The sequence below is a fragment of the Bradyrhizobium sp. Ec3.3 genome (genome assembly GCF_000472925.1).
Classification (GTDB): Bacteria; Pseudomonadota; Alphaproteobacteria; order Rhizobiales; family Xanthobacteraceae; genus Bradyrhizobium.
Genome location: NZ_AXAS01000099.1, coordinates 1 through 18,140 on the forward strand (window position 1 = coordinate 1; position 18,140 = coordinate 18,140).

Below are 18,140 nucleotides of genomic sequence, written 5' to 3' on the forward strand. Positions count from 1 at the left end.
TACAACCTTCTCATCGCACGACGGCGAGCGCAGGTGGAGACGACCTTCGCCACCCTCAAACGCCGCATGCGATTGACTTGCATCCGATACGTCGGCCTCATCAAGGCAAACGGGCAGGTTCTGCTCGCCTCCATCGCGTTCAACATGAGGCGGTGGGCCGCAATCGCTGCGTGAACCGCCCGCCGAGGAGCATGAGCCGCTCCATCGTCGGCCCGCTACTCCGACAACTAGCTTCTTCCCTGACCTGTCTTGGCCTCAAAAGCCAGTAACGCAACAGGCCCACAAGGGGAGAAGGGACGTCATAGCCCTCAGCTCTTCCGTTCCGGCACGCGCTTGATCCTGGCGCCGAGCGCGTTCAGCCGCTCGTCGATGCGCTCATAGCCGCGCTCGATCTGGTCGGCATTGTTGATCGTCGAGGTGCCCTCGGCGCAGACTGCCGCAAGCAGCATCGCCATGCCGGCGCGGATGTCGGGCGAGATCATCGAGGCGCCGCGCAGGCGGCTGGGTCCCGCGATGATCGCGCGGTGCGGATCGCACAGCACGATGCGCGCGCCCATCGCGATCAGCTTGTCGACGAAGAACATCCGCGATTCGAACATCTTCTCGAACATCAGGATCACGCCTTCGCATTGCGTGGCGGTGACGATCGCGATCGACATCAAATCGGCCGGGAAGGCCGGCCAGGGCTGGTCCTCCAGCTTCGGCACGTGGCCGCCGAAATCGTCCTGGATCTTCAGCGTCTGGTTGGAGGGCACGATCAGGTCGTCGCCCTCGACGCGACAGACGATGCCGAGCCGCTCAAAACCCATGCGGATCGAGCGCAGATGCTCGACGCCTGCGCGGACGATGCGCAGGGGCGAGCGCGTCACGGCGGCAAGTCCGATCAGCGAGCCGACTTCGATATGGTCGGGCTGGATCGCGTAGGTCGCCGAACCGAGCGGCGCCTGCCCATGAACGATCATCGTGTTGGTGCCGATGCCCTCGATCTTCGCGCCGAGCGCGACCAGGAAATTGGCGAGGTCCTGCACATGCGGTTCGGAGGCCGCGTTGCGCAAATAGGTGACGCCGTCGGCAGCCACGGCCGCAACGAGCGCGTTCTCGGTCGCGGTGACGCTCGGCTCGTCCAGGAACACGTCGGCGCCGGTCAGCTTTGGCGCGCGAAACTCGAGCCGGTCGGTCGCGGTGACCTTGGCGCCCAACTGTTCCAGCGCCAGCACATGCGTGTCCAGCCTGCGCCGGCCGATGACGTCGCCACCGGGCGGCGGCAGCATCACCTCACCGCAGCGGGCGAGCAGGGGGCCCGCGAGCAGGATCGAGGCGCGGATGCGGACGCAGAGCTCGGGATCGAGATCGGCGGCGCGGATGCTCTTGGCGTGAATGACGAGCGTGTTGCGCTCGCGCCATTCGGCCGACGCGCCGACCGAGCGGATCAGTTCGACCAGCGTCTCGGTGTCGCGGATGCGCGGCACGTTCTGAAGCGTCACCGGATGTTCGGTGAGCAGGGCAGCCGCGATGATCGGCAGCGCCGAGTTCTTGTTGCCGGACGGCTCGATCGAGCCCGAGAGCCGGTGACCGCCCTCGACGATATATTGAATGGGCGCCACGTCGGTTTTCTCCGTCCTGTTGCTGTGGGGCGGGCTGCTTCGGGAGCGGAAACTACCGAGAATTGAGCAGGGTAGCAATTCTGCACTTGTCGCGGCGGGAGGCCGCTCATTGGCCCCGAACAGGCCCGCTGGACCCGGCGTTTAGAACAAGCCGATGATATTGGCCACCACATAAAGGATGACGATCAGCATCAGCACGCCCATCGCCAGGAAGGAGCCCCCTCTCCCGCTTACGGGAGAGGGGCGGGGAGAGGGTGTCTCCACAACGGGGCACTCCCCAAGAGGAGAAAGCCCTCACCCGGCGCTTCGCGCCGACCTCTCCCGCAAGCGGGAGAGGTGCAGCGACGCCGTGGCCAGCAGACATAATCCGAAGCCGCTTCGCCTCAGATATCGATCGTTGCGCTTAGCGAGTGTTCCTGGATGAAATCGCGGCGCGGCTCGACCACATCGCCCATCAGCTTGGTGAAGATGTCGTCGGCCTCGTCGACCTCCTTGACCTTCACCTGGAGTAGCGAGCGCACTTCGGTGTCCAGCGTGGTTTCCCAGAGCTGCTCCGGGTTCATCTCGCCCAGACCTTTGTAGCGCTGCAGCGTGATGCCTTTGCGGCCGGAATCGGTGACCGCCTCGAACAGGTCGACCGGGCCGTGGACGACGTGCTCGCTGTCCTTGCGTCGCAGCTTGCCGGAGCGGGCGTAGACGTCCTGGAGCTTCGTCGTGTACTCGTCGAGCTTGCGGGCCTCGGCCGAGCCGAGCAGCGCGTCGTCAATGATAGCCGCTTCCTTGACGCCACGCACGGTGCGCTCGAACAGGAAGCCCTGGCCCTCGACGAATTGCCCGACCCAGCCGCGTTCGACCTCTTCGGCCTGGTTGTCCAGCCGGCTGGCGATGTATTGCGCGGCGGCCGTGGCGTTCTCGGGATTGCCGTAGATCGACTTGTTCAGCACGCCGGTGATGGCGGCCTGCTCGACGACCTTGCGGTTATAGCGGCTGTGCAAATTGCGCAGGATGCTGCGGACGACGCGGGCGTCGTCAACCAGCGAGCGCAGGTCGCGGCCGGTGCGATCGCCGCCGGTTCCGGGAACGAACACGCAATCGTCGAGCCCGGCGTCGATCAGATAGTCCTCGAGCGCGCGCTCGTCCTTCAGGTACTGCTCGGACTTGCCGCGCGTGACCTTATAGAGCGGAGGCTGGGCAATATAGAGATAGCCGCCGTCGATGATGTCGCGCATCTGCCGATAGAAGAAGGTGAGCAGAAGCGTGCGGATGTGGGCGCCGTCGACGTCGGCGTCCGTCATCACGATGATCTTGTGATAGCGCAGCTTCTCGACCGAGAAATCGTCGCTGATGCCGGTGCCGAGCGCGGTGATCAGCGTGCCGATCTGCTCGCTCGACAGCATCTTGTCGGGGCGCACGCGTTCCACGTTGAGGATCTTGCCGCGCAGCGGCAGCACCGCCTGGAACTCGCGATTGCGGCCCTGCTTGGCGCTGCCGCCTGCCGAGTCGCCCTCGACGATGAACAGCTCGGACTTCGCCGGATCCTTCTCCTGGCAATCGGCGAGCTTGCCGGGCAGCGAGGAGACCGAGAGCGGGCTCTTGCGCGTCAGCTCGCGCGCCTTTCGCGCGGCCTCGCGGGCAGCGGCGGCCTGGATCACCTTGCCGACGATCATCTTGGCTTCGCTGGGGTGCTCCTCGAACCACGCCGCAAGCGCCTCGTTGAGCACGTTCTCGACCACGGGACGCACTTCCGAGGACACCAGCTTGTCCTTGGTCTGCGACGAAAACTTGGGATCCGGCACCTTCACCGACAGCACGGCCGTCAGGCCTTCGCGGCAGTCATCGCCGGTCAGCGCGATCTTTTCCTTCTTCGCGTTGGCCTCGGCATAGCCGTTGACCTGGCGCGTCAGCGCGCCGCGGAAGCCGGCGAGATGGGTGCCGCCGTCACGCTGCGGGATGTTGTTGGTGAAGCATAGCACGTTCTCGTGGTAGCTGTCGTTCCACCACAGCGCCGCCTCGACGCCGATGCCATTGGCTTCCGAGCGCACCATGATCGGCGAGGGCACGAGTGCCTTCTTGTTGCGGTCGAGATATTTGACGAATTCCTCGACGCCGCCGGAATAATGCATCTCCTCGCGCTTCTCGACCGCATGGCGCATGTCGGAGAGGATGATGTTGACGCCGGAGTTGAGGAAGGCGAGTTCGCGCAGGCGATGCTCGAGCGTCGCGAAATCATACTCGACGTTCTTGAAGGTTTCGGTCGAGGCCAGGAACGTCACTTCCGTGCCGCGCCTGCCCGGCGCATCGCCGACGACCTTCAGCGGCGCGACGGCATCGCCATGGGCGAACTCGATGTAGTGCTCCTTGTCGTCGCGCCAGATGCGAAGCCCGAGCTTGCTCGACAGCGCGTTGACGACGGAGACGCCGACGCCGTGCAGGCCGCCGGAAACCTTGTAGGAATTCTGGTCGAATTTTCCGCCGGCGTGGAGCTGGGTCATGATGACCTCGGCCGCCGAGATGCCTTCGCCCTTGTGGATGTCGACGGGAATGCCGCGGCCGTCGTCACGCACGGTGACGGAATTGTCGGCATTGAGGATCACGTCGACGCGCGTGGCGTGGCCCGCGAGCGCCTCGTCGATCGCGTTGTCGACGACCTCGTAGACCATGTGATGCAGGCCCGAGCCGTCGTCGGTGTCGCCGATATACATGCCCGGGCGCTTGCGGACGGCATCGAGCCCCTTGAGCACGCGGATCGATTCCGCGCCGTATTCGCTCGCGTTGGAGGGCTCGTTTTCGGCACGCGGCTGCCGAGCAGGTTCTGTCATGAGAGGCCTTCGAGGATGTCGCCCGAATCAGCAGCGCAAAGGGCGCTGATTTGGGAGGTATTTGTGCCATGAAAGAGGGATTGCGCCTAGCGCAAAGTATCCTCCCACAACCCTTTGATCAGATAGGGTTTTTTAGGCAGTTTTCAAGGCGTTCGAAGACTGATTCTGGGCGCTGCAAAAAGCCCGATTCGAGGGTGCTTTCTCGCGTCGAGAACGACCGCATTTTCCCGGTGTGACGGCGCCGGTTCCGAGGCGCCGTGGGCGCCCCGGGGAAGGCTTTGGGGTTCAGTAAATCCGGGAGGGCTTATCGCCGTTGTCTCCCCCGAGGGACCAAGCCTCGCCTGAGGCCACAGTGATGGTATTGGTGCCGACCGGATGGCCCGACACGAGCAGCTGGTAGGAATACGTGCCGGGCGGCAGATCCAGCGTTTGTGGGTGATTTTCGCCGCCCGCGATCTTGATAGTTTGATCGTTGATCGCGAGCGAAGCCACGTCCGGCACGAGATAGCCGAATATCAGCCGCGCTTGTCCGGGCAGCGGCAGGAAATTGGCCTTGGCCGCGGCCTCCGCATTCCGCTGCACCAGATCGACCGTGGTCTCGTCCTTCGCGCGACCAAGCTTCAGGGTGGCCGGCCCCTCCGGGGATTTGAACGAGAGCTCCGCCTGCTCGGCCGCAACGGCGGCGCCATCTGCCAGTTCCTGCCAGCCGCGCTTCGCCAGCTCGGTGCGGTAGAACACGAGCACGTCGCCGAACTCGGCGGGTATGCTGGCTTTGAGCGTGCGCCGGATCGGGGCCTTAACGCCGTCAGCATAGTTGGAGGTGAACGATCTGTGGCTGATCCGGGTCGGCACGGGCAGATCGACATTGGGATCGAGCTTGAGTGGTCCGGCCCCCAGCCGCGACAGGTGCTGCACCCAGCCCTCGGCCTGTGCCGGAAGCGGGCAGCTTGCGAGAAGGAAGAGGCCGCATGCAAACAGCCGCCATCGTGCTGGGGCTGTCGTCCGATGCCTTGCCGTCGTCATGCTTACTCTCCAAGGATGTCGCGCATCTTGATCTTCGCGCGACGCAGAGGCGCCGCAGCCTCTAGACGACTAGTCGCCCCACGAACCGGACAGGTTCAACCCGGCCGTTACAGGCAAAGCCGGTGGCCGTCGGGCTCAGTACAGCTGGAACAGCGACTGTACGTTCCCATCGGGTCCCACCGTAAGCTCCCAGGTGTCTTCGGCGGCAATCGTGAGGGTGTCGGCGCGGGCTGGATGGCCTGCCACGCGCAGCTCGTAGGAATACACGCCCGGCGGCAGATCCAGCCGCAGCGCGTGTTGCTGGCTGTCCGCGATCGTGATCGTCTGCTTGTCGATGGTGAGCACGGCTTCGTTGTCGCTGCTATTGGCGAAGACCAGCGCGGCCTCGCCGGGCTCGGGCATGATGTTCGACTTGGTCGCAACGTCCGAATTCTTCGCCACGAGATTGACCGAGGTGTTGCCGTTCTTGCGGCCGAGTTTCAGCAGCGCCGGCCCCTGCGGCGAGGCGAAGGCAAGCTGCGCGTGATCGGCGGCGACCACCGCGCCATCCGGCTTTTCCTGCCAGCCGAGCTTTCCGAGCTCGGTGCGATAGAAGGCGAGCACGTTGCCGAGCTTGGCGGGCACGCAAGCTTCCAGCGTGCTCCGGAGCGGCTCCTTGATTCCGTACGTCACCGTGGTGTTGAAGCCGCTGAAGCTGGATTCCGCCGGCACGGGCATGTCTTTGCCGGGTTTTGGCGTCAGCTTCTGCCAGCCGATCGCAGCCTTGATCCTGGCGAGCGGGCTCGGTGCGATACAGCCGCGATAGGCCTGCACCACGTCCACGATGCCGTCGTCGGCCCGTGCCGCAATCGGCGAGTTCGCCAGGAGGAAGAGGCCGCATGCAAACAGCCGCCACCGTGCCGGGGCTTTCGTCCGATGCCTTACCATCGTCATGCTTACTCTCCAAGGATATCGCGCCTCTTGATCTTCGCGCGATGCAGAGGCTGCGACACGGTGGCCGCAGCCTCTAGACGACTAGTCGCCCCTCGAACCGGCCTGGTTCAACCTGGCCGTTACAGGCAAAGCCGGCGGGATCAGTACATCTGGAGCGGCAGCACCTCGCCGGTCGGCCCCACCATGAGGCCCCAGGCGTCACCCGCGGCGATCGTGATGCTGTCGGTGCGGGCCGGGTGGCCGGCGACCTTCAGCGAATACTGGTACTTGCCCGGCGGCAGATCGAGCATGGGGCCCTTCGGCGATTGCGGACCGCCAGCGCCGGCGGCGATCTTGACGGTCTGCTTGTTGATCGTAAGCTGTGCCTCCTGATTGCCCATGTTGCCGAGCAGCAGCTTGGCCTGTCCGGGCTTGGGCATGATGTCCGCCTTCGTCGCGGCGTCCGGGTTCTTCTGCACCAGGTTGACCGACGTCTCACCGTTGGCGCGGCCGAGCTTCAGCACGGCTGGTCCCTGCGGCGAGGCGAAAGCGAGCTGCACGCGATCGGCGGCGACCACCGCGCCATCCGGCTTCTCCTGCCAGCCGAGCTTGGTGAGCTCGCCGCGATAGAACGCGAGCACGTCGCTGAGCTCGGCAGGCACGCTGGCTTCGAGCTCGCGGCGGAACGGCGCCTCGACGCCGGGCAATTTTGCCGTGCCAAGCGAGGTCGACGTGCGCTGCTTCGGCACCGGCAGCGCGGACTCCGGGTCCGCCTCCAGCGGCTCGGACGCTTTGGCCTGCGCGCCAGCCTGATCGCTGCCGGCCTGCTTGCCGGTGGACGCAGGCTTGGCCGCGGCCATGCGCAGGCCGGACCCGCCGGCGCTGACATTCACCTTGGCGCCCATCTGCATCACCGTGAACGAGATCGTCTTGCCGCCCTTGGCGAACTCGAGGACCGCCATGTTCGGCTGGTTGATCACCGAGGGCTGCTCCTTCCAGCCCGCCTGCTTCAGCGCTGCACGGTAGAAGGTGGTGATCGCCTTGACGCTGGAGGTGGAGTTGAATTCGAGCCGGCCGTCATCGCCCTTGAAATCCACCTCCTGAGCGTTCTCCGGCAATGGCACCGGCGTGGTGCTGCCGGCCTGCGCCTGCAACGGCGAATCGGACAGCGTAGCGGCCTGCGCCTTGCGCCTGACTTCGTCCGCGGCGATGACTTGTTTCGCCATCTGCTCCGCGTCTTTCATGAATTGGTCGTCGGCGTCCTTCTTTGCCTTGGCGCGGGCGGCCAGCACGGACTCCTTCACCTGCGCGGTCAGCGTGATCATCGTGAAATCATATTTGCGGCCAAGGTGCAGCACACCGGCTTCCTCGGGCGAGGAGAATTTCAGCGCGACGTCATCGCCTGCGGCAAGAGGTGCATTTCCCTCTTCGGTCCAGCCGCGCGATGCAAATTCGCGATGGTAGAAAGCGAGCACGGCGGGCAGTTCGGCAAGGGCGGCGACCGTCAGCTCGCGCCGGTTCGATCGGGCATCGCCCCGGCCACTTGCGGACTTGCGAGGGGTTGGTGCCGGCAGACCGGCCATGTCCTCGGCGCGAAGATCGGTCGGCAAGGCGAACGGCGCGATCTTGATCTCGACATTGGTGCGGCCGTCGTCGCGGCGCATCAGCGTCAGCATCACCGGCTTCTGACGATAGAATCCCGTCGCGTTGTCATCGGGATGGTCGTAGAACGCGCGGACGCCGTTCGGCATGGGTTCGGTCAGGTCCGCATTCGGCCAGCTTGCGGCCGTCTCGGGCGTGAGCTTGCGCCAGCCGATGGCGGCCATTTCCTTCGTGTAGAACGCCAGCGTCGCATCGAAAGCGGTGGGCGCGATGCAGCCGAGATAGGGCCGGGTCTCGTCGAACACGAGATCGATCGCGCCGTCGGGGAAGGGCACATTCGAATAAATGCGGTCCGGGGAGTAATAGACCGCCGATTGGTCGGGGCGACCGAGCCACTGCGTGAAAGAGACCGACAGTCCCTGCCGCCCCTTCTTGAAGACGAGACCGGTATTGTTTTCGTCGAGCGGCCTGACATAAGGTACCCAGCCGTCGGCTGCGAGCATCTTCTTGACGGCAGCGCGCGTCACCGCGACCACAGTCGGCACGCCATACTGCATGCGATTGGGATCGGGGCGGGAATTGTCCTCGAACGCGCCCTCCAGCCTGGGAAGCCCGTGGACGTCGACGATGCCGTCGTCGGCCCTGGCCGAAATCGATCCGCTTGCGAGAAGAGCGAGGCCGCACGCAAACAGCCGCCATCGTGCCGGAACTTTCGCCCCGCGCCTTACCGTCGACATCGTCAAATCTCCAAGGATGTCGCGCGTCCAAAATCCTCGCGCGATTGCAACGGCTGCGACACTGCCGGCGCGGCCTTAAGAGACTAGTCGCCGGGGGAACCCGCCAGGTTCAACGGTGAGACCCTACCGGCGCGCCGTGATGCGTCCGTTCTCGACGTCGAACACCTCGCCGGAGCTGCCGATCTCGGCGAAGGCGGCCGGGTCCGCGCCGGTCAGCCACACCTGCGCGCCGAGCTTTTGCAGTTCCGCAAACAGCGCGGCGCGGCGGTTGGGATCGAGATGCGCGACGACCTCGTCGAGCAGCAAGAGCGGCGCGATGCCGGTCATCTCGGCGACCAGCGTCGCATGCGCCAGCACGAGCCCGATCAGCAGCGCCTTCTGCTCGCCGGTCGAGGCATCGCGCGCCAGCATGCTTTTCGGCGCATAGACGACCTGGAGGTCGGTCAGGTGCGGACCGTCTGTGGTGCGCCCGGCGATCGCATCACGCGGGCGGTTGCCGCGCAGGATCTGGCGGTAGCGGTCCTCGACCGAGGTCGCGGTCTCTGTGAGCAACGCGTTCTCCATCCAGCCGTCGAGCGCGATTTGCGCCGACGGGAAGGCGGAGGATTGCGCGCGGGCATTGAGCATCTCGGTCAGCTTCGCCGCGGTCTGGCCGCGCGTCGCTGCGACCGCGACCGCTAGCTCCGCGGTCTCGCGCTCAATGGCGTCGCACCAATGGTCGTCATAGTTGCGTACTTCAAGGAGCCGGTTGCGCGAGCGCAAGGATCGTTCAAGCGCCGAGATGCGGCTGGAATGCTCGCTGTCGATCGCAAGCACCAGGCGGTCGAAGAAGCGCCGCCGCTCCGAGGCCGCGCCCATGAACAGGCCGTCCATCGCCGGCGTCAGCCACATCATGCGGATGTGGTCGCCAAAGGCGCTCGCCGAGTTGACCGGCTCGCGGTCGATGCGGCAGCGCCGGCTCGCCGCGCTGTCGGCGCGCGGCGCATCGATGCCGGTGCCGAGCGTGGCAAGGCCAAGCGCGCCCTCGACCTGCGCGGAGACCGCCCAGGAGCCGTCGCCCTGATTGTCGGCGACGTCTTCCAGCGTGGCCCGTCGCAAGCCGCGGCCCGGCGACAGAAATGAGATCGCCTCGATGCAATTGGTCTTGCCCGCACCATTGGGCCCGACCAGCGCCACCATGTCAGCCGTCGTCTCGAGCCCCGCCGCCCGGTAATTGCGAAACTGCGTCAGCGTGAGGCGATGAATGCGGGAAGGGGTCATGTGGGTCCTCTTACCCTCCCCCCTCGTGGGGGAGGGTGGCGCCTCACGAAGTGAGGCGACGGGTGAGGGGTATCTTACCGCGCGCTGAGCTTTGCAAGGATGTCCTCCAATACGGCCGCGGGTTGTTGCAACACATCGTTGTTCCAGTAGCGCGCGATTTGAAACCCCTCCGTGGCGAGCGCTGCATCGCGTCTCGTGTCGCTTTGCAGTTCTGCGTGCTGACTGCCGTCGATCTCGATCACAAGCCGCTTCTCGAAGCAGACGAAATCGAGAATGTAGTTCTTGAAAGGAACTTGTCGGCGAAACTTGACAGTGGAGAGCCGGCGATCCCTGAGCAGCCGCCACATTGCGGCTTCTGCATCCGTCGGTTCTTGTCGCATCTTCTTTCGCGAATTCACGCAGATGCGTGGCGGTCGGTCGATGATGCGGGTCTTGCGGCACCAACCCCTCACATCGCACTCTGTTCGTGAAGCGGCGGTGGTGTGCCTTCACCTTCTCCCACAAGGGGCGAGGGCACAGCAACGCGCATCACGTCTTTGGCGTGAGGCAAAGCCGGTGCTTCACCCTCTCCCCTTGTGGGAGAGGGTGGCTTCGCGAAGCGAAGCCGGGTGAGGGGTTGCCTCCGCATTGCAGGTGCGGAGAGAGGACCCCTCACCCGAGTGAGGTTGTGTCGACGAGCAGAGCTGCCCTCTCCCGCAAGGGGAGAGGGCACAGCAATACGCAGCGCAATCGGTTCATGAGTTTGGCGTCGACGCGGAGCCACGCGGCTCACACCCGCATCGGCATCAGCACGTAGAGTGCGCTCTTGTCGTCGCGGTCCTGGACGAGGGTCGGTGAACCCGGGTCGGCGAGCTTGAGGGTTGCGACTTCGCCCTCGATCTGGGCGGCGATGTCGAGCAGGTAACGCGAGTTGAAGCCGATATCGAGCGCATCCGAGGCGTATTCGACCTCGAGCTCTTCGGTCGCGCTGCCGGAATCCGGATTGGTGACCGACAGCACCAGCTTGCCGGCGGAGAGCGAGAGCTTCACCGCGCGGCCGCGCTCGCTGGAGATCGTCGAGACGCGGTCCACCGCGGCCTCAAAATCCTTCTTGTCGACGACCAGTTCCTTGTCGTTGTTCTGCGGGATGACGCGGCCGTAGTCGGGGAAGGTGCCGTCGATCAACTTTGAGGTCAGCACCACATTGCCGATGGTGAAGCGGATCTTGGCCTGCGACAGCTCGATCGTGACTTCGGCCTCGCTGTCCTCGATCAGGCGCTGCACCTCGCCGACGGTCTTGCGCGGCACGATCACGCCAGGCATGCCGGCGGCGCCCTTGGGCTGCACCAGATCGAGCTGGGCGAGGCGGTGGCCGTCGGTGGCGACGCCGCGCAAGGTCGCAGCCTTGGCTGAGCCCGCGGCATGCAGATAGATGCCGTTGAGATAGTAGCGCGTCTCCTCGGTCGAGATCGCGAACTGGGTGCGGTCGATCAGCCGCTTCACGTCCTTGGCGGCAAGATTGAAGGAGTGCGACATGTCGCCGGCCGCAAGATCGGGAAAATCATTCTCCGGCAGCGTCTGCAGCGTGAAGCGCGAGCGGCCGGCGCGGATCGCCAGCACCGAGCGGTCGCCGTCGCCTTCCAGCACGATCTGCGAGCCGTCGGGCAGCTTGCGCACGATGTCGTAGAACATGTGCGCCGGCACGGTCGTGGAACCGGCGGTCGCGGTTTCGGCGGCGAGCGTCTCCGTCACCTCGAGATCGAGGTCGGTCGCCTTCAGTGACAATTTCGCGCCCTCTGCGCGGACCAGCACGTTGCCGAGGATCGGGATCGTGTTGCGGCGCTCGACCACGCGGTGGACGTGGCCCAGCGATTTCAGGAGTTGCGCGCGTTCGACCGTAACCTTCATTGCACTACCCGCCCGATCCCAGGATGGAAAAGCCGGGCGGCCGAAAGCGGCGCCGCGGCACGGAAGAAACCCGACAAAGCCGGATCATCCAGCCGATATGATCAAAGCCGTCAGGGTCGCGCAAGGTGGCGCGTAAAGCCATCCGATTCAAGGGATTGGGGTGCTGTTCCCCACGATTTACATCCCGATTTTGCCCCTCGCCCCGGCGGCAAAGCCGGGACGATCGATGGCAGGTCGGAATGGCCTTAGGGGTTTATTCCTGAAGCTGGCGCTTCAAGGATTCGACCTCTTCGGACAGCGCCGCATCCTTGCTGACCAGTGCCTCGATTTTGCGCACTGCGTGCAGCACGGTGGTGTGGTCGCGTCCGCCGAAGCGGCGGCCGATCTCCGGCAGCGAGCGCAAGGTCAGCGTCTTGGCGAGGTACATCGCGACCTGCCGCGGCCGGACCACGTTGGCGGTACGGCGCGAGGACAAGAGGTCGGAGCGGCTGACATTATACTGCCGCGCCACCACGCGCTGGATGTCCTCGATCTTGATGCGCTTGGGCTCCTGCGGCCGGATCAGGTCGCGCACCTCGCGCTCGGCCATTTCCAGCGTCACCGGCTGGTTGTTGAGCTTCGAATGAGCAAGCAGCCGGTTGATCGCGCCTTCGAGGTCGCGGCCGTTATGGGTGATGGTGCGCGCCAGATAGTTCAGCACCTCCTCGGGCACGTCGAAGCTTGCATGATGGGCGCGGGCGGCTGCGACACGCGACCTGAGAATGCCAAGCCGCAAGTCTTCCCCGAGCGATCCCATCTCGACCACGAGGCCGCCGGCGAGCCGCGAGCGAACGCGATCGTCCAGGCTCTCGAGATCGGACGGCGGGCGGTCGGCCGCGATCACGACCTGGCGGCCGGCATCGATCAGCGCATTCAGCGTGTGGCAGAACTCGGCCTGCGTCGACTTGCCCTGGAGGAACTGGAGATCGTCGATGACAAGCACGTCGATGCCGCGCAGCGCTTCCTTGAAGGCGAGCGCCGTCTGCGTCTTCAGCGCAGCGACGAAGCCGTACATGAATTTTTCCGCGGTGAGGTAGAGCACCTTGCGCTCGCTACCGGAATTGCCGGCCCAGGTCACCGCCTGGAGCAGATGCGTTTTGCCGAGGCCAACGCCGGCATGGATGTAGAGCGGGTTGAACATCACGGGATCGCCGCGGCGTCCTTCCGCGACCTGGCGTGCCGCCGCATGCGCCAGCGTGTTGGCGCGGCCGACGACGAAGCTTGCAAAGGTCAGGCGCGGATCGAGCGGCGAGCCACCGAGCGCGTCATGGCTGGCGGAGACCGGCGCGGTCGCGGTCGCGCGCAGCTCGGCCGAGGAGCGGCCGTCCATGCGCTTGGCCTCGATCGGCGCCGGCGCTTCCTTGAGCGCGATGGTCGGGCGCACAGCGGTGCGCACGGTGAGGTCGATACGATGCACTTCCGGCAGCTCCGCCTGCCAGCAGGAGAGCACGCGCTCGGCATAATGCGCCTGGATCCAGCTTTTCAGGAAGCGCGTAGGGACCGACAGCCGCACGCTCTCGTCCTGCACCCCTTCGAGATCCATGCGTGCAAACCAGCTCGTGTACACGTCCTCGCCAACGCTCGAGCGCAGCCGCCCCTTCACGCGTGACCAGCGATCCTGTTCCGATGTCATTGTTTGTAACTTTTCTTTGGAGATAAGGTTGCGTTGCGAGTGCCGTTGCAGGTTTCCTGCCACGGCACGACCTCAAGCGAGGCCATCCTGAAGGCACAGGTCATCCGTTCGGCGCGAACGCCGCGAGGCAGACCAGTGATGTCAAGAATGGAGGGTTCGCGAGGTCAGCGCGTACTCAGCGCGCAAGGACTCGCCGGAGGCTGGTCGGAGGACGAACTCGAAACGGCATCGTTGGATGAAGAGATATGATTCAATACCGCGTTACGTTCGTTCGACATGGTGCCTCCCCGTCCTGCCGTGATTGCTCACGGCAAGGTCCTGCGTGTCGCCTATGAACTTCGTGCAGGAACTCCACATTCCCAGCACGAGGCCCGCCCGTCTTTCCTAACTCGTCCGCGTGGCGCTGCCTTCGCGCTTGTCGGGTCGCCCGTCGCTGTCTCTCCGTTGCGTCTGAACGCGAACGAGACACGAATGCCCCGCTAGGAGACATTTCGACAAAGAACCACCCTTCCCATATTGCTATGGGTTTCAAACCGACAATCGCTTGGTAAAGCGTCGCCCACGTGCACACCGCCGCCGATTTGCACGCTCGCCCCGTTTCTAAAACCGCGCTGGTCTCAAGATCGTGGGCGCTGCGGACGGCTTTAAGAAATACACGATGCGCAGAGACTCGCAACGGAATTGATTCACAGTTGAGGAGCTTAAATCCTGATCTGCGTTAACGCGGCGCGGGAGTTGTTCACAGGGTCGAGAACCAAGTTTTTGAATCGCCGTGCAGAATCGAAAGCAATGCGCGTCATGTGACAATTCTCCGACAGCGCGCAAAAAAAATTTACAAAAGCGTCACGCGAGTGCCGTGTGAGCCAATTTTCCAAATGCTTCGGGGCGCTATGTGGATAAGTGATTATCGAGACATCGTTTTTCGAGTCTCGTTTTGCAGGGTAACCCTGTCTTTGCACAGCTCCCGTGGAAACTACGGTGTCCAAATGCCGAGGCAGAAATTCGTTCTGCCGCGCCACACAGGCCTTTCGCAACTGCGATGAAAGTTTCCGGTGTGACGGAATCGCCAGCAGGTAAACTACGGGAGGTAAAATAGCGCGCCGAAAAATTTTTCCAAGAGCCCATCCAAGAGCCCATCCAAGAGCTCGTATCTATCGGCGCGCTTCTGTCAAAGACCAGGTATCAACGAGCTCCGGCCGCAGAGCTCTGAATCAGAAGCCCCGGCTCGCTCTGATATTCGTCGCGTGCAGCAACAAAAAGAAAAAGCCCGGCGCGTGCCGGGCTTCATCCGCGTTCCGCGATGTGCGGTCGGATCACTTGCCGAGCTTGGCGATCTGATGCGTCAGCCGTGACACTTTGCGGCTCGCATTGTTCTTGTGAATGATGTTGCGCTGCGCGGCACGCATCAGGGCGGGCTCGGCGTTCGCCAGCGCCTTCAGCGCGGCGGCACGATCGCCGGACTTGATCGCCTCTTCGACGGTGCGGACTGCGCCGCGCATCTGGGTGCGACGCGACTTGTTGACGGCGGTACGACGGGCAATCTTGCGCGTCGCTTTCTTGGCGGAAGTGGTGTTGGCCATAGTCTCAAAAATCCTCTGCGGTGACCGGTCGCTTCTTGCTCGGATTAGCGCCGGCTGCTTGAACCGCGAAATCGACGCTCGGTTTTAGGGTGTTCGGTTGCTAAGGCTATTCCCGGAGCTTGCGCGCCAGCCTTACGGCCATTGCCTTATACGGCTGCCTCACACGGCTCAAAGAACAGCGGCGGCGGGATTGCGCCCGCCGCCAGTTGGCGCCCTTATAGAGGGGGCCTGCGGCACCGTCAACGGCTTCGGGAGGCCGCAAAGGCCCCCCTGCCAGCCTGGGAACTGCCGTAACGTACTGACGAGGTTGAATTTCCGCTCTCGCCCCGGTATTGGCTGGCGGCGTTCGCCTCGTCCCGGCCGGACGGGCATATTAAGGTGATGCATGATCCGCGGCTTTTTCCGACTGATCGGCCTGTTGCTGCTGGCTGGCGGCTTCATCTTCATGGTCTATGACGGCGCCCGCTGGGTGGCGGACCAGACCCTGCGGTTCACCCGGTTCGGCCAGTTCTGGAACGATATCCATCAGTCCAGCCAGCAGGCATTTCGGACCTGGGTCGAGGCCAAGGCCCCCTGGCTATGGACCTCGGTGATCCGCCTGGTGCTGGACCAGCCGGTTTTCGCCGTGCTGGGCATTCTCGGCATCCTCCTGATGATCCTGTTCCGGCCGCGGAAACCCCTGATCGGCTATTCGCGGGACTGACCGCTCCTGGATAAGGAGGCGGCGTAACAGGGCTGCCTCTCCAGCCGTAAATGCCTATATTCAACTGGCATCGCGAGCACGCCGCCTCAAGCGCCCCTGCTTGGGCGACGGACAGCTCGTTTCGGAGATCCGACCATGCTGTTCATGCGCAAGACCACTGCACTCCCGAGCGCAGCCGAGGCGCTGCCGGGCCGTGCGCAGCCTTTACCGACCGCCACCACCCATTTCGTCAACGGCCAGAAGCTCAAGCCGCCTTACCCCGCGGGTCTCGAGCAGGCCGTGTTCGGGCTCGGCTGCTTCTGGGGTGCCGAGCGCAAATTCTGGGAGCTCGGCGAGGGCGTCTACGTCACCGCGGTCGGCTATGCCGGCGGCCATACGCCCAATCCTACCTATGAAGAGGTCTGTTCGGGCCGCACCGGCCACACCGAGGTGGTGCTGGTCGTGTACGATCCGAAGAAGATCTCTTACGAGCGGCTGTTGAAGGCGTTCTGGGAGAACCACAACCCGACGCAAGGCATGCGCCAGGGCAATGACGTCGGCACGCAATATCGAAGCGCGATCTACACCTATAACGATGCGCAGAAGAAGGCGGCCGACGAGTCCAGTGCGCTCTATCAGAAGGCGCTCGCAGCCAAGGGGCTCAGCGCCATCACCACCGAGATTGCGCCCGCCGGCGAGTTCTATTTCGCCGAGGACTACCACCAGCAATATCTCGCCAAGAATCCGGCGGGCTATTGCGGCCTTGGTGGCACCGGCGTGTCCTGTCCGATCGGCGTCGGTGTGAGCGCGTGATCTAGCCACGAACTCGGTGCACCTCTCCCGCTTGCGGGAGAGGTCGCATTGCATCGTGAGATGCAATGCGGGTGAGGGCTCTCTACTCAAAGAGCGTTCATTGCGGAGGCACCCTCATCCCAACCCTCTCCCGCAAGCGGGAGAGGGAGCGCACCGCGCCCGTTGTCCGCATTGTCGGGCCCTACGACCCTCAACGCTTTATTAACCATAACCGGTGCAAGACTGGAGCTATCTCGGTTCAAGGGATGGCTCCAGTGCGGGTTGCGCACGCGTTTCGATTGTCGATCCTGGCAGCGTCCGCCGCGCTTGCCCTTGGCGGCTGCATGCAAACCGTCGGTCCCGTCGCGGTCGCGCAGCCGCGCAGCGATCTCGACTACATGGCCTATGGCCAGCCCGCCGGGCCGCAACCGGTCGCCGTCGTCGACAATTCCGGTGGCGGCGCCATCGGCGCGCTCCGCAATTCCTTTGCCGCAGCTCCCGCGCCTGCAGCGGTCGGCTATGCCGCGCCGATGCCGGTGCGCTATGACGCGTCCTATCATCTCGATGCCGGCGACAAGCTGCGCGTCGTGGTCTACGGCCAGGAAGGTCTTACCAACACCTACGCGATCGATGCCGGCGGTGCGATCACCATGCCGCTGATCGGCGCGGTGCCGGCGCGCGGTCGCACCACGGCCGGGCTCGCCTCCGAAATCGGCGTGCGGCTGCGCAACGGCTATATCCGGGAACCGTCGGTGGCGGTCGAGATCGAGGCTTATCGTCCCTTCTTCATTCTGGGTGAAGTCGCCGCGCCCGGCCAATATCCCTACGTGCCGAACATGACGGTCGAAAGCGCCGTCGCGATCGCTGGCGGCTTCTCGCCGCGCGCCAAACGGGACGTGGTCACGGTGACCCGCAGCGATGCCGGCGGCGCGATGCGAGCCGTGGTGCCGCTCGGCACTCCCGTCGGCCCCGGCGACACCGTCTACGTCGGCGAACGCTGGTTCTGATCCTCTCTCATCACCGTCAGTCCGGGGCGCGAAGAAGTCGCGAGCCCGGAATCCATTTTGCCACGCCCTCCGAGGCGCGATGGATTCCAGGCCTGCGCCTGTCGGCGCATCCCAGCGGTGCAGTCAAAAGAGCGCGTCTGTTTATGGCTCGTTTGAGACCCATCGGACCGACGCTGAAGACGTCCGCTCATCAGGGCTGACCGGAAGCCATACCTGTGGGCACGAAGCGACGCGATTGACCCGAATGTATGGTCCGGCCGCGCGTTGCAAGAAGATTTCGACGACCTGGCGGTGAGCGGTCTTGCATCAATGTATCCGGCCTCTGTTTGGAGCGTTGCTCCGGACCATCATGGATATCAGCGCGCATGCGATCTGATTAGCGGTCAGGCCTCGACCGGGCCATTCGGGTCACCAGTGTTCGCATGCGCCGGGAAGACCGATCCTCCATACTCGTCTTATCTTCTCGCAGACCTCGGCGGGTAAGATTACATCGTCGATGGGTCTCTCCTCATTTCATGGCTGTTCCTTTGTTCGTGCCTGGCGGTCGTTCCTTCGTCCCGGCC

Annotated in this window: 13 protein-coding genes and 1 pseudogene; 4 read left to right on the plus strand and 10 right to left on the minus strand. The window is 64.3% G+C overall.

Annotated elements, in window-relative coordinates; translation table 11 throughout:
• Positions 1 to 174 (plus strand): transposase (locus YUU_RS54035; RefSeq protein ID WP_035664980.1); only part of this gene is annotated, 174 nt, incomplete at its 5' end.
• 134 nt (positions 175 to 308) lie between these two features.
• Here the strand turns inward: YUU_RS54035 and murA are convergent.
• The 10 genes and pseudogenes from murA to rpsT form a co-directional block, all read right to left on the minus strand.
• Positions 309 to 1,604 carry a UDP-N-acetylglucosamine 1-carboxyvinyltransferase gene (murA, locus tag YUU_RS0143475; RefSeq protein ID WP_027527804.1) on the minus strand — a complete coding sequence of 432 codons (1,296 nt, stop codon included), beginning with the start codon at positions 1,602 to 1,604 and terminating at the stop codon, positions 309 to 311.
• Between the two features lie 383 nt (positions 1,605 to 1,987).
• Entirely contained in the window at positions 1,988 to 4,423 is a 2,436-nt protein-coding gene (gene gyrB, locus YUU_RS0143485; protein ID WP_027527805.1) for a DNA topoisomerase (ATP-hydrolyzing) subunit B, read from the minus strand.
• A 285-nt stretch (positions 4,424 to 4,708) separates the two neighbouring features.
• Positions 4,709 to 5,338, minus strand: coding sequence for a hypothetical protein (locus YUU_RS0143490; protein WP_371260591.1), 630 nt, complete (start codon positions 5,336 to 5,338; stop codon positions 4,709 to 4,711).
• Positions 5,339 to 5,581: 243 nt separating this feature from the next.
• Positions 5,582 to 6,379: a hypothetical protein gene (locus YUU_RS0143495; protein ID WP_027527807.1), complete on the minus strand. Its 798-nt coding sequence runs from the start codon at positions 6,377 to 6,379 to the stop codon at positions 5,582 to 5,584.
• A 140-nt stretch (positions 6,380 to 6,519) separates the two neighbouring features.
• Positions 6,520 to 8,697: a hypothetical protein gene (locus YUU_RS0143500; protein ID WP_027527808.1), complete on the minus strand. Its 2,178-nt coding sequence runs from the start codon at positions 8,695 to 8,697 to the stop codon at positions 6,520 to 6,522.
• Between the two features lie 123 nt (positions 8,698 to 8,820).
• Entirely contained in the window at positions 8,821 to 9,957 is a 1,137-nt protein-coding gene (gene recF, locus YUU_RS0143505) for a DNA replication/repair protein RecF (RefSeq protein WP_027527809.1), read from the minus strand.
• A gap of 74 nt (positions 9,958 to 10,031) precedes the next feature.
• Positions 10,032 to 10,398, minus strand: a pseudogene (locus YUU_RS54040) (endonuclease domain-containing protein).
• Between the two features lie 327 nt (positions 10,399 to 10,725).
• Positions 10,726 to 11,844, minus strand: a complete 1,119-nt coding sequence (gene dnaN / locus YUU_RS0143515; RefSeq protein ID WP_027527810.1) for a DNA polymerase III subunit beta — start codon at positions 11,842 to 11,844, stop codon at positions 10,726 to 10,728.
• A 253-nt stretch (positions 11,845 to 12,097) separates the two neighbouring features.
• Positions 12,098 to 13,516, minus strand: coding sequence for a chromosomal replication initiator protein DnaA (gene dnaA / locus YUU_RS0143520; RefSeq protein ID WP_027527811.1), 1,419 nt, complete (start codon positions 13,514 to 13,516; stop codon positions 12,098 to 12,100).
• A gap of 1,313 nt (positions 13,517 to 14,829) precedes the next feature.
• Positions 14,830 to 15,096 (minus strand): 30S ribosomal protein S20, encoded by a 267-nt coding sequence (gene rpsT / locus YUU_RS0143525; RefSeq protein WP_027527812.1) that lies wholly within the window; start codon positions 15,094 to 15,096, stop codon positions 14,830 to 14,832.
• Between the two features lie 385 nt (positions 15,097 to 15,481).
• On the opposite strand from rpsT, the gene YUU_RS0143530 reads away from it, so the two are divergent.
• The 3 genes from YUU_RS0143530 to YUU_RS0143540 all read left to right on the plus strand — a co-directional run bounded on the left by YUU_RS0143530 (position 15,482) and on the right by YUU_RS0143540 (position 17,577).
• Complete coding sequence (locus tag YUU_RS0143530) at positions 15,482 to 15,799, plus strand: hypothetical protein (protein ID WP_027527813.1); 318 nt, start codon at positions 15,482 to 15,484, stop codon at positions 15,797 to 15,799.
• Positions 15,800 to 15,934: 135 nt separating this feature from the next.
• Positions 15,935 to 16,591 carry a peptide-methionine (S)-S-oxide reductase MsrA gene (msrA, locus tag YUU_RS0143535; protein ID WP_027527814.1) on the plus strand — a complete coding sequence of 219 codons (657 nt, stop codon included), beginning with the start codon at positions 15,935 to 15,937 and terminating at the stop codon, positions 16,589 to 16,591.
• 254 nt (positions 16,592 to 16,845) lie between these two features.
• Positions 16,846 to 17,577, plus strand: coding sequence for a polysaccharide biosynthesis/export family protein (locus tag YUU_RS0143540; protein ID WP_027527815.1), 732 nt, complete (start codon positions 16,846 to 16,848; stop codon positions 17,575 to 17,577).
• The last annotated feature ends 563 nt before the right edge of the window (positions 17,578 to 18,140 follow it).